Raw genomic sequence first — 12,934 nt, forward strand, 5'->3', positions numbered from 1 at the left:
AATAACACCTCATTCACTTGAATGAGGTGTTTTGATAGTGGAATGGAGGACTGGGGGTCTGCCGATGGAATAATAATCGATGGCAGCAGACTCAGCTTCATCCAGGGAAAAGCAATTCCGTCCGTCAAATAGAATCGGGGTTTTCATCAGCCTGGAAATGGTTTTCAGTCGCAGGACCTTAAATTCTTCCCATTCCGTCGCAATGAATAACATATCCTGATCCTCAATGGCATCAAAGCAATTGTCGGCGTATGTCACACTATCCCCAAGGATGGCTTTCGCATTTTCCTGGGCTACGGGATCGTATACGGTCACCCCGACTCCTTCGTCCACTAAACGTTTGATTATTTCCATGGAGGCAGCCTCCCGGATGTCGTCTGTATTCGGTTTGAAGGAAAGCCCCAATAACCCTGCCCGCTTTCCTGTTAAATTCTTTACAACCTCTTTCGCCTTTTCTACCAACTTTACCTGTTGTTTCGAATTGACGTGAATGACAGATTCCAGAAGGTCGAACTCATGCTCCATCTCACCTGCCATTTGAACGAGGGCATTGGTATCTTTCGGGAAGCATGAACCTCCATAGCCAATCCCGGCCTGCAGGAAAGAAGAGCCAATCCGCTGATCCATTCCCATCCCTTTTGTCACATCCTCCACGTTGGCCCCGAGCTTTTCACACAGATTGGCGATTTCATTGATGAAGCTGATCTTTGTTGCCAAAAATGCGTTCGATGAATATTTAATCATTTCAGCACTTTCAATAGAGGTGTGTAAAACCGGCACCTCGAAAGGTGCGACCATCTCTTCAAGTTTCCTTGCTGTATAGTCGTCCTCTGTGCCGATGACGATCCGGTCACCGTTGAATGTATCATGAATGGCTGAGCCTTCCCTTAAAAATTCAGGATTTGAAGCCACTCTAAAACTGCCGGCTGAACTGGCATGAGCGTCCAACCAGAAACTCATCTTGCGATTGGTTCCGACTGGTACAGTACTCTTTGTTACTACGATCGTACCGTCTCTCCGGACATTTGATCCGATTTTTTCTGCCACATCTTGAAGGGCTGAAAGATCCGCTGAACCATCTGGACGGGAAGGGGTTCCGACGGCAATGATGATGATTTCTGCCTTGTCACAGGCGGTTTGATAATCTGTCGTAAAGGAAAGGTTTCCGGATCTCGCATTTTTCTGCAGTAAACCTTCTAAACCCGGTTCGTAAATAGGGGACCGGCCACTTCTTAACATCTCTACTTTCTCTCTGTTTGTGTCGAGACAAATGACGTGATGACCAATTTCCGCGAGACATGCCCCTGTGACCAGGCCGACGTATCCCGTTCCAATCACGGATACATTCATTCCGTTCCCTCCTTTTCCAGTAACTCTTTCAAATAGGATGTTAAAGACGATTTTAGTTCCGGCCTCTTCATCGCACATTCGATTGTCGCTTTAATGAATCCAAACTTATCACCGATGTCATAACGATCGCCGTTGAACACTTTGGCATACATGGCGTGCTCCTGATTATAGTCGTTCAAGGCGTCGGTCAATTGAAATTCCCCGCCTGCCCCGATTTGCATTCGTTCTAAATAAGAAAAGATATCAGGAGTCAGAATGTATCTTCCCATGATGGCAAGGCGTGAGGGAGCTTCATGGGGAAGCGGCTTTTCGATGAGTCCGCGGATTTTACAGATGCGATCTTCTTCCGTTTTTTTCGTTTGGAAAGGATGGACAATTCCATACTTTGATACGTCTTCGTCCTTCACTTCCTGAACCCCGATGATGGGAGCCTGAAGCTCATTATAGGAGTCAATCAGCTGACTGACACAGGGCTGTTCAGAGAGGATCATATCGTCACCAAGCATGACGGCAAAGGGGTCATCCCCGATGAAGGAACGTGCACACAGGACGGCGTGGCCCAATCCAAGGGGCTCCTTCTGCCTGATATAATGGATGTTTGCAAGATTTGCTATCGACTGGACTTCCTCAAGGGCGTCCCATTTTTCTTTCTTCTCCAATGTCGCTTCTAACTCATACGATTTATCAAAGTGATCCTCGATACTCCTTTTGCCTCGCCCGGTAATGATGATGATGTCAGTAATACCGGAATGTACAGCCTCTTCTATGATGTATTGAATCGTTGGTTTATCGACGATCGGAAGCATTTCCTTCGGTTGGGCCTTCGTGGCCGGTAGAAATCTAGTACCGAGTCCCGCTGCAGGGATGATGGCTTTCGTGACTTTCTTCTTCTTGGGTAAGGATGATGATAATAATAAGGAGAGATCGGATTGTATCATTCTTTGCACCTCCGAAAATATGTATCTTCTTCTATATTATCAGAGGAGGGGGCAGGATATCCCTTGGGAAAGGTTGGTTTTACGAAGAATTTACATAGAGTATGGGAGAGGGGGTTTTTGATAAGACTGAAGAGGATCATTAGTGGAGGTCAGGTGATATCCGTGAAGGAAGAGGGCAGTCTATTCGTTGGTTTGTATTGGGGAGTGGTCTTCAGTATTCCAATTCGGATTTCGATATTTGGATGGATAAAGATGTGGCAGAGGGTGATGGGGTAAAGGGAAATCTATAAAAGTAAAAACCCCACTGAATTTTCATCAAATGGGGTTAATCCAGCTATTTATACGGCCGCGCCTTTTTGCTCTAACATAAACTCACTTAGTTCCTCTGCAGGAACCGGCCTGCTGAAATAATACCCTTGCGCATACTCACATTGTAACTCCTTCAGCCACTCCAATTGGGATTCCGTCTCCACACCTTCCGCCACGATGGCCAGTTTCAAATGCTTGGCCATGGCATGAATCGCTGAAACGATCGCTTTGTTGGACTCATTATCATCGAGTCCCATAATGAAGCTCCGATCGATCTTCAACGTCTGTATCGAGAATTTCTGCAGGTAGCTTAATGAGCTGTACTCGATGCCGAAATCATCGATGGCGATGGAGACACCGATCTCACGCAGGGCATTCAGTTTCGCCAAAGCTTCCTCCACATGGTGCATGGTCGTGCTCTCGGTGACTTCGAGCTCGATAAGGGAAGGGTGAACCTCATATGTTCGAATGACGTTCCGTACCATTTCCACAAAAGTGGCATCATGAAACTGCCTGGAGGAAACATTGATGGATACCTTGAATTCATAGCCCTCCTGGATCCATTTCTTAAGCTGTTTGCATGCTTCGATCAGAATGCGTTCCCCAAGGGGGATGATCAAGCCGGTTTCCTCTGCCAGGGGAATGAAATCTGCGGGTGAAATCAGTCCTTTCGCCGGATGGTTCCATCTAATCAATGCTTCTACCCCGACGATAAGGTTCGTCGTCAATGAAAGCTGCGGCTGATAATACAACTCGAACTCTTCATGGACCAGAGCTTTTCGAAGGTTTTCTTCAAGTTCGATCGGATTGATCCCTTTCTCCTCAAGCTGATCGGAAAAGAGTAGCTGATACGCTCCTTCGCTCTTTTTCATCGTATACATGGCGATATCCGCCTTTTTCAATAGGGTGGAAAGATCACGGCCATCCTGGGGATAGAGGGAGATCCCGATGGACGTGCTTGTCATGATTTCATGTCCGCCTATGTCAAAAGGCGTCTTCAGGCTTTCGTGAATCGCTGCCGCCATCTTATGGACGTCACCCCTATTATCGATGGACGGAAGCAGGATGATGAACTCGTCCCCGCTCATCCGCGCGATGAAGCCTTTCGCCCCCAACACCTTTACGCATCTTTTTCCCACCCGGGAGATGAGTTCATCGCCATACCCATGTCCCAATGTGTCATTGACGATCTTGAAGCGGTTCAGGTCAAGGAGAAGGATGGCCATCTGGTCATGACCTTGTTGAACCTTTTTCTCAAATTCTTCATTGAAATAGCGTCTGTTCGGCAATCCGGTGAGTTCATCGTGAAAGGCAAGATACTGAATTTGTTTCTTGTCGCGGATGGCTTCGGTTATGTCCGTCGCTAATACGTGGGCACCCGTCACTTCTCCATCGAGATAGATCGGCACCACGATGACCTGGATGGACATAATGTGCCCTTTCCGGTGTGGGAACTCCATTTCGAATTTTGACGCTTTCCCAATTAAGGATGCCTGGAACGCCGACTGAATCTGTTCTAAATCTTTATCCATCACATAGGTGCGGAACCCTTTGCCCACAATCTCTTTTATAGAATAACCCGTCATGTCCGCAGCCCGCTCATTTGCCTCCACGATGATGGCATCCCGGTTATACGTGAAGATGGCGGAAAGATTATTCTCGTATAAAGATTTGTATTCCTGTTCCTTTTCATAAATCTCTTTCATCTGCTTTTTATGTAGATCATTGGCTAAATGGTCCGGTATGAACCAAAGGATAAGCAGGATGGCCATTTCAATAATGAAGGGAATCAGATGATTATTTTCCACAAGGGAAAGATACGACCCGTATTTCTCAGGAGAAAGCAGGGAGTAAGCTGTCAGGTAGGTAATGCCGGAGAAACCAAGGCCCATCACAATACTCCAAAAGGCATGCTGCTTACTCGTATACGAACTGCTTTCCTGATTATTGAGCTGCAGAAGCATCCGGAAAAAAGGGAAGGTCACACCAAGTGTCATCAGGATCGTCAAGCAGATATACATCGGTTTGAATGCGACATAGGGATAAATCAATCCAACATAAGTGGCAAAATTCCCCGCCATCATAATTAGGGAAAATATGAACCCACCCATGATAAAGTTCACTTTATCCGTATTCACATCCTGGAAAAGACGGAGGGACAGATAGATACTGAAAAAACAAATCACTAAAAAAATCGGAGCGAAATAAAAGAAGCGCTGGATGAAGATTTCATATGAAACCATCAACGTAACAGAAGCGTGGAGCAGGCAATAAAAAATCGTATAAATAAAGGAAGGAAGAAACAATTCCCTTTTGCTCAGCACTTGCTTTTGACCGTTTCGCTTAAAGGCTTCCTTCAGTGCAAGATAGCTACAGCCAGCCGATAAGAGGATGCTCATTATTAAATTGATGGATATCACCAGAAAACCAGTCATAATTACCTCCGCCAAAATACCTATTTCTAACAGTATATCATCTATTTCGACGGGATTTTCTTTTTTCTGTGTATTTCTTGCTTTTATCGACAAGGTTCTTGAAGATGATCTAGCTGCCTTTCCACTTGTTGAAAGGAGTATTGATACCTCCCATTTGATGGTACTAGGGATGATTATTTGTCTATGTTGGGGACTTATAAAGATCTTTCGACAAGTCGGCATGATTATGTGAAATTTGGCATGAATATGGTGGATTCCGGCACGATTATATGGAATCCCGCATGAAAAGTTCAAATCCCGCATGATTCCAGAAAAAAGACATTAAAAATACGGAGCCCCATATCCCATTTCACTTTACATAGAGCTTCAAATAAAAAAACCTCCCCGAACCACCCGGAAAGGTCACTTCAATCGTTCAATATCCTCGATGATCTCCTCATACGGAGGACTCGACACGCCTTCATACTGTTTCAATAATACGCCGTTCTCACTCACCAGATAAAAAGAGGTCCCGTGAACAAACTGGTCCGAACCCTCGACCTCTGCAGCGGGAGTCTTAAAGGAAACATTGGCAAAGGACTCGATCTCATCCCTGGAGTACCCTGTGAGAAAGCTCCAATTCTCTTCATTGTATTTGTACCTGCTGCTATATTCCGTCAATACCTTCGGCGTATCATGCTCCGGATCGACGCTCATGGAAACGAGCTGTACCGCATCCTGCAATCCTGCATCCGCAATCTTCTGCTGAAGCTTCGACATATTCGCCGTCATGGGAAGACACACCGTATCACAGTTCGTAAAAATAAAATCTGCCACCACAATCTTGCCTTTATTGAGCTCAGCAAGCGATACTTCCTCACCATTCTGATCCACAGCATCCAGCTCCCCGACCTCCACCTTCATCGGAAACGAATCCTCCACATCCTCACCCTGACATCCGCTCAGCAACAGACAAAACAAAGCGGCTACTAACACCATAAACCTCACTCTCACTGAATTTCCCCCTTCTATAATAGAGGTCCGTCCCTCAAAAGTGAGGGACGGACCTTCCGTGATTAGTCGATGAATTGTTTGTCGATCAGGTCTGTGAATTTTGGTTTTTCTTTCAGGAATTTGAGTTCGTAGGAGGAGTCTGCGAATGCCTGGACGGCGTCTGAGTCCACTTTGTAGGTGAATCCGATTCGTTCCCATGCCTGGTCGACGACTTCTTTACTTAGTTCCTGTCCGGTTACTTCTTTCACGTCTTTGATTGTGATTTCTTTGGCTTCTTCAGGGTTTTCTTCAATGAACGAAGTCGCTTCTTTATGTGCGTCTACAATTTTTTGGATCGTGTCCGGATTTTCTTTTACCGACTTTCCTGAAGCCACAAGGACGGAAGCAGGAAGTGTTTCCCCGAAGGAAATTTCATCATGGTCGATGATGATGTTGGCGCCTGTTTCCTGTTGGATCACAGCCGCCCATGGCTCCGGTGCGACCGCAATGTCAACCTTACCTGATTTCAGCATATTCGCATACTGAGCAGGGTTCCCGGTTACGTGCTTCATCGTGCCGCCAATCCGCTGAGACTCGATCCCGTGCTCGCCGAGGAATGTTTCCACTTGAACGTCATGGGTACAACCTACGGCAGGAGTGATAAAGGATTTCCCTGCAAAATCTTCCACGGATTTCACACCGCTTTCCTTACTCGCCAGGACCACGGTTCCGCCAGTGGATCCGCCGCCGATGATTTTCACATCTGCACCTGTCATATAGTTGTTCATGGCAGGACCCGGTCCGACAAGACCGGCATCAATTTCACCCGTTTTTAAAGCGGTCATGAACGATGAACCGTCAGGGAATGTTTTATATTCAACCTTCGTACCGTCACCAAGCTCTTTTTCATAGTATCCTTTGTCTTTTGCGACCATTGCCGGTACGTGATTGATATTCGGGAAGTAGCCGATGACGACTTTCTTGCTGACGTCCCCGCCTGAGCTTTTTTCCGTCCCGCAGCCGGCAAGCACTCCAAGGAAGGTCAAGAAAATCGTGACTAGTAAAAACGTTTTTTTCATTTTGTATCCTCCTAATGGCGGATGAACCCGCCGATTTATTTACGATTCCAATCCCCAGCGTTTGATCACTGATTTTTCAATACGCTGGAATAACAATTGATCCACAATCGCCCCGATGACACCGATGATGATCATTACGGCGATCACGAGGCTCATGTCACCGAAATCCGAGGCGTAGCGGAGCGTGTAACCGAGTCCCGGTCCCGTACTGAGGAGTTCCCCGGCCATCAGTGCCCGCCACGCGAATGCCCATGCGAGGCGTGATCCCGTTACCACGTATGGGATCGATGCCGGGAAGATGACCCGGATGAATAGGTCCAATCCTCTTGAACCCATCGTCTGGGCAGCTTTCAAATAAAGGGGAGAGACGTTTTTGATCCCCATCCGGATGTTCAGGGCCATGACGAATGTTCCCCCGAGGATGACGACGAAAATGACGGCTTTTTCATTGAGTCCGAACCACATAATCGCCAGTGGAAGCCAGACGATGCTAGGCACACTCTGGAAGGCGAGCAACAAAGATCCGAGCGTATCGTCGGCCGTTTTTGATTTTGCCAGAAGCACGCCGATGCTCGTTCCAATGATCAACGAAATCCCTAATCCGATGAATAAACGTTTAAAGCTTGCAATAAGGTCTATGATCAAGGTTTGATCGGCTATTCCTGTAAATAAGGCATCGAATACGGAAGAGGGAGACGGGAGGACAATCTCTGTCCATAACCCAAACCGCGACCCCGATTCCCAAAGGCCGATGATCAGGGCGAAGAAGATGATGCGTTTAAGAGCGGTGTTCATAGGCCAATTCCTCACTTATCACTTTGTCGATTTCCTTCTTTAAATAACTCATGATATGTTCTTCGATTTTCACCATTTCTTCCTTATGAGCATCCCGGGGACGGGGGATATCCACCTTGATATCCGCCAAGATCGTTCCGGGACGGGTTCCCATGACGATGATCCGATCTGAAAGCTTAATAGACTCCGAGATACTGTGGGTGACGAAGAGAACGGTCTTCTTCGTTTCCATCCAGATCGTTTCAAGCTGGTGGTGAAGCCTTGAGCGCGTCTGTTCATCGAGTGCCCCGAAAGGTTCATCCATCAGAAGGATTTCAGGGTTCATGGAGAGAGCACGTGCGATTGCCACCCGCTGCTGCATGCCTCCTGACAACTCATGGGGGTAATGATCCTGATAGTTTCCGAGCTGGACCATATGTAGGTACTTCGCGGCCTGCTGTTTTGCCTCTTTTTTGGACATTTCTTTTTTTAGGGGAAAGGTCACGTTGTCACGGACATTCAGCCAAGGAAACAGCGCAGCTTGTTGGAAGACCATCCCGCGGTCTTTTCCCGGTTTCTTGATCGGATGTCCGTCTACCAGGACTTCTCCCGTTGTCGATTCCGTCAATCCTGCTACAATCGAAAGAAGAGTGGACTTACCGCAACCGGATGGCCCCAGGATCGATATGAATTCCCCCTGATTGATTTGAAGATTAATATCTTTTAAGACATCTGTGGGCTTTCCTGCCTTATCTGGATATTGTTTATTTAGATGGTTGATTTCGATAAACATATCATCATCCTTATCTTATAATTCTTATTAGTTTAGTCGGAATATAAATAACATAATTATAGTATATTGGGGAAGGTTGTCAAGGTTTCCTTTATTTTGGGGGAAGGGTAAGTAAAGAGTGCTTGTCAAGAATGTCTGGTGATTTGTAAATAAAATGAAAAATTATACAAAAAAGCGAAATATCTAACGGCTGCTTTCGTCTAATATATAAAAGCAAAAAAAAGCGGGGGAATGAGATGTCCAACAATAGGATAGTAGCAGAATGGTTTACATTATACAGTGATTCAATTTATACGTTTTTAGTATATCGGATGAGCTCAATGGATGTAGAAGACCTGGTTCAGGAAGTGTTCATACGGGCGCTTAATTCGTATGAATCATTTGAGGGCAAGGCAAATCCGAAAACCTGGTTGTATTCAATAGCGAGAAATCTTGCGGTTGATGAACAAAGGAAACGTCACAAACAGAAGTTGTCCAGCAACCCTTTATCACCTCAAATTCTAGAAGCAGCTTCTTTAGAAACACCGGAATCCCAGCTGTTCGTCGTTGAGGAGACCAAGGAACTCCTTGGTCATATCCATAAACTCAAACCGAATTACAGAGACGTTTTGATATTAAAAGGAATGAATGAATTCGATGTAAAAGAAACCGCAGCCATTTTGGGGTGGTCAGAAAACAAAGTACGAATCACCTTTCACCGCGCATGTAAAAAGTTACAAACCATAATGGGAGGATATAGAGATGAAGAATCATGATGAGTACACTTTTCAAAATAAGTTTCCCAAGATGAAGTTAAACGATGAAGCAAAGGACAGAATTCATACAAGTATACTTCATCACGTAACGCCTACCCGCCAAAAAAGGAGCTGGAAAGAAGGGAAGTTTATAGGGGTGGTTACAACTGTAATGGGGCTGATTTTATTTTCTGTGCTAACAGCGTATATTCTTTTTGAAACAGAAAAAGGAAAAACTGAGCAGTTGCTTGCAGATGCCGGGGAGAAAGTAGATGCTGTTTATGGCGAGATGGAAAAACATTTGGAAACAGCCGGTCCAAAGGCATTATTGAAAGAGGTGAACCCTAAGGCACTGAAAGCCGCAGAGGCTTCAATGGGTGAAATTAATGCAGATTCTTCAATCAGTAATGAGGAAAAGGCAAAAAAGCTGAATAAAAAGTTGATAACTCTACAGGAATATAACCAAATGGTACCATTTGTGAATGATTTACAAAAGAACATCACACTTCTAAACAAAGAAATATATGAAGGGAAGTTCCAAGAGGGAGTTCAGGAAGAAATAGCACGACTAAAGAATGAATTAGATATAGCAAATAAAAAATTTGATAGTCTTGAAAGTGCTAATCTAAAGAGTTTTTTCTCTGAAAGATATTCCCCACAACTAGCAGCGATTGAAGAGTCGATTAATCAATTGCAGGACATGAGTAGTCAAATTGAAGAATTAAGCACAATAGCTAAAGAGCAGTCAATGAATAAAGATGAATTTGATAAACAAATAGAGGGAGTACTGCAACAACTGGATCGTTTACCTAACGAACAAACGGCAATTGAAATGGAAAATCGATTAAAACAGGCACAAACGGAATATAATGAAATCCAACAAAAGAAGCAAGAAGAAATTAGACAGGAAGAGATTAAAAAAGAAGAGGAACGAAAAGAAGCTGAAAATAATAAAGCTGCAGATTCTCCAAAAGAAGATCAGGATGGTGAATATCCTATGGAGTTTACCGAGACAACACCTCAGGGAATTACAATTAAATATAGCAGGGACTTTAAAGGAAATGAAACCTTACTCCATTATGATGAATTAGCTAAAAAATATGGCGGGAGATATTATTTCATACCAAACTCAGATGGTGGGGTTATTTTCAAAAATGGTCAACAAATAGCAGGAGTTTCAATCTCAACTAGTGCACTTCTTGAATATAAGGATCTCTTTATCGAATTGTGTACTTATAACAGTAAAAATACAAAAGCTGAGTTTTCTGAAATCGTCAATACTGTAATCCAAACCGGGGAACCATACAAAGTGGGAAATGATCAGGGTGGATCAGAACTTCGGTTGAAAAATGGAGTGTTGCTTTATGATTCATGGTAATAGTTAAAGATGAAAGAGACTAAATAATAAGCACTTAATAATGGCAGGACCAAAAAGACGAATTGTTTTTCTGAGGCCGATGAAGAACTTTATGATTTTTATGTACAAATAAGCAGCTTGGTTTGAGCGTTTTTTGGTCAAACCAAGCTGCTTTTTCATGAAAAAATAAGCACTACCAGATTCCCCCACGAACGATGCGAATTCCCCTTGATGGATTTCAAGATTACTATCTTTTAAGACATTGGAGACTTCAATACCTAATTAGATAATTAATCTTTACCTACATATCATTAATCCTTCTCATAATTCTTATTGTTTTAGTCCAGATCTGTGTCACACTCTTACACTATATTGTGGAAGGTTGTAGAATTTCCTTTTATTTTGTAGAAAAAGATAGCAAAAAGAAAGGTATGTCAACCCAATTAATGAATTTGTAAATGAAATGAAAAAATATCCAAATAAATGAAATATTTGGGGGTTCATAATCGTCTAATGTATATAAAGAAAAAAACGGGGGGATGGGATGAATAGGATATTAGCAAATTGGTTTCATCAATACAGTGAAATGACCTATCCGTTTCTTGTCCCATCGGGTGGTATTGAGAATGTATTAAGAGAATAAAGTTTGAATCATGTATTTTCTTGCGCGTGTAAGTTTCAATTGATGACAGGAGGAAAAATAAATGAAGAAATTAAACAACGAAAATCATTCACCAACTGTGGAGAAGAGTATTTGGAAAAGGGGTAAACGTGGTAATTTTATTGCGGCTATACTTGGTATTTTCATATTCTCATTGCTTACAGTTTATATTATTTCAGAAACAGGGAAAGAACGGGAGCATGAACGATATGTTCAGGCAGAGGAGAACATTCAAACGGTTTATAAAGAAATGGGAGAAAATCTGCAGAATACAGCAGAAGGCGAACTATTGGAACCTATAGAAGATTCCAAGGTTAAGTCGGCTCAATCGTCTTTGGAGAAGGTGGATACTGTCTCTGAAAAAGAAAAGAAAAAATTAACCTCAATGATGAAGGAAATCAAAATTTATATTGACACAGTCCCTGAGGCAAATAAGCTCCAGACTACTATTGATGACTTGAATAAAATCCTTTCTCAGGACACTTTTGATGAAAAGTTAGAAGGAAAATTATCTCTGCTGAAAAGGGAAATCTCCAACAAATTGAAGGGATTTGATCAACTGCAAAATGCTACACTAAAAGCATTCTTAAGTAAACAATATACTGCCCAAATGAATAACCTCGAAAAAGAATTCAAGAACTATATGGGTGCCCAGGAAGATGTTCAAGCTCTTAAAAAAATGGCATCAGAACAATCCGTCGGGACGCAGGAATTTGAACAAAAGGCCAAGGAAGTAATGAGCCAGGTTAATCAATTATCAAACAAACAGATGGCTGTGATGATGGAAGACGAAATCAACAAGGCGAAAGCTGAGTTTCAGCAGCTTATGGCAGAGGCAGCAGAGAAAAAGCGCAAGGAAGAAGAGATGTTAGCCCAAAAACAAAGAGAAGAACAAGCTTCGAAACCTAAAGAAGTAAACTCAAGCGGCACAGTATCTGAAGAAAAGGACGAACCCCAATCAGAGACCGGCAGTCAGGAAGATGAGCTATATCCGTTGGAATTCACGATGACTGGTTCAGATGGGTTTACATTCAAAATGAGCCGTGATTTTAATAAGTATAAAGCTGGTAAAGGGTATGATGACATTGCCCGCAAATACGGGGCCCGTTTTTACTATACCCCAAGCTCGGATATGTCCTATGTCATCATCGGCAGAAAGTTCATCGCGACCGTTTCCCTTGTGTCTGGTGCGGATGTTGAGTATAAAGATCTCTTTATTGATCTGATGACCTTTAAGTCTAAGAAGTACACAAGGGAACAATTTGCTGCCATTGTCGACAAAGTTATAGAGAGTGGCGAACCTTATAAAGTGGAGGAAGGGTCTGGAGGAGAAATATTAAGTGTGGAAAATGGATGGTTGCGTTATGATGTTTGGTGATATCGGGTAGTTATCCTTTAAATACTCGTTGCTATTAACGAGAAAGAGAGGCATCCTGTTGGGGATGCCTCTTTATTATGTATTGCCCTTTCCCTATCAATCTATCCTCAAAAATACCTACGAGTACCCACCATCATTATACAGATTACACTAC

At 43.5% G+C, this 12,934-nt stretch carries 11 protein-coding genes; 4 read left to right on the forward strand and 7 right to left on the reverse strand.

Annotation, left to right across the window (positions count from 1 at the left end):
• Positions 1-9 precede the first annotated feature (9 nt).
• Entirely contained in the window at positions 10-1,350 is a 1,341-nt protein-coding gene (locus tag KYJ26_RS06200) for a UDP-glucose dehydrogenase family protein (RefSeq protein WP_219166420.1), read from the reverse strand.
• Positions 1,347-2,288, reverse strand: a complete 942-nt coding sequence (galU, locus tag KYJ26_RS06205) for a UTP--glucose-1-phosphate uridylyltransferase GalU (RefSeq protein WP_219166421.1) — start codon at positions 2,286-2,288, stop codon at positions 1,347-1,349. The genes KYJ26_RS06200 and galU overlap by 4 nt, the downstream gene beginning before the upstream one ends.
• Between galU and KYJ26_RS06210 the strand changes: the two genes are divergently transcribed.
• Positions 2,280-2,564: a hypothetical protein gene (locus tag KYJ26_RS06210; protein WP_219166467.1), complete on the forward strand. Its 285-nt coding sequence runs from the start codon at positions 2,280-2,282 to the stop codon at positions 2,562-2,564. The genes galU and KYJ26_RS06210 overlap by 9 nt on opposite strands.
• Positions 2,565-2,626: 62 nt before the next feature.
• Here the strand turns inward: KYJ26_RS06210 and KYJ26_RS06215 are convergent, their stop codons facing one another.
• From KYJ26_RS06215 to KYJ26_RS06235, 5 genes are all read right to left on the reverse strand, one after another.
• Entirely contained in the window at positions 2,627-5,032 is a 2,406-nt protein-coding gene (locus KYJ26_RS06215; protein ID WP_219166422.1) for a putative bifunctional diguanylate cyclase/phosphodiesterase, read from the reverse strand.
• Between the two features lie 402 nt (positions 5,033-5,434).
• A complete protein-coding gene (locus tag KYJ26_RS06220; RefSeq protein ID WP_308807547.1) occupies positions 5,435-6,025 on the reverse strand; it encodes an SCO family protein in 591 nt (196 codons plus the stop codon).
• Positions 6,026-6,087: 62 nt separating this feature from the next.
• Complete coding sequence (locus KYJ26_RS06225; RefSeq protein WP_219166423.1) at positions 6,088-7,083, reverse strand: aliphatic sulfonate ABC transporter substrate-binding protein; 996 nt, start codon at positions 7,081-7,083, stop codon at positions 6,088-6,090.
• A gap of 39 nt (positions 7,084-7,122) precedes the next feature.
• A complete protein-coding gene (locus tag KYJ26_RS06230; RefSeq protein ID WP_219166424.1) occupies positions 7,123-7,878 on the reverse strand; it encodes an ABC transporter permease in 756 nt (251 codons plus the stop codon).
• Positions 7,862-8,650, reverse strand: a complete 789-nt coding sequence (locus KYJ26_RS06235; protein ID WP_219166425.1) for an ABC transporter ATP-binding protein — start codon at positions 8,648-8,650, stop codon at positions 7,862-7,864. Before KYJ26_RS06235 ends, KYJ26_RS06230 begins: the two co-directional genes overlap by 17 nt.
• A gap of 236 nt (positions 8,651-8,886) precedes the next feature.
• Here KYJ26_RS06235 and KYJ26_RS06240 point away from each other — a divergent pair, with 236 nt between their 5' ends.
• The 3 genes from KYJ26_RS06240 to KYJ26_RS06250 all read left to right on the forward strand — a co-directional run bounded on the left by KYJ26_RS06240 (position 8,887) and on the right by KYJ26_RS06250 (position 12,780).
• Positions 8,887-9,405, forward strand: a complete 519-nt coding sequence (locus tag KYJ26_RS06240; RefSeq protein WP_219166426.1) for an RNA polymerase sigma factor — start codon at positions 8,887-8,889, stop codon at positions 9,403-9,405.
• Positions 9,392-10,762: a GumC domain-containing protein gene (locus tag KYJ26_RS06245; RefSeq protein WP_219166427.1), complete on the forward strand. Its 1,371-nt coding sequence runs from the start codon at positions 9,392-9,394 to the stop codon at positions 10,760-10,762. The genes KYJ26_RS06240 and KYJ26_RS06245 overlap by 14 nt, the downstream gene beginning before the upstream one ends.
• A gap of 683 nt (positions 10,763-11,445) precedes the next feature.
• Complete coding sequence (locus tag KYJ26_RS06250; RefSeq protein ID WP_219166428.1) at positions 11,446-12,780, forward strand: hypothetical protein; 1,335 nt, start codon at positions 11,446-11,448, stop codon at positions 12,778-12,780.
• Positions 12,781-12,934 lie beyond the last annotated feature (154 nt).

Origin of the sequence: Rossellomorea orangium (assembly GCF_019334305.1) — a bacterium.
Lineage (GTDB): Bacteria > Bacillota > Bacilli > Bacillales > Bacillaceae_B > Rossellomorea.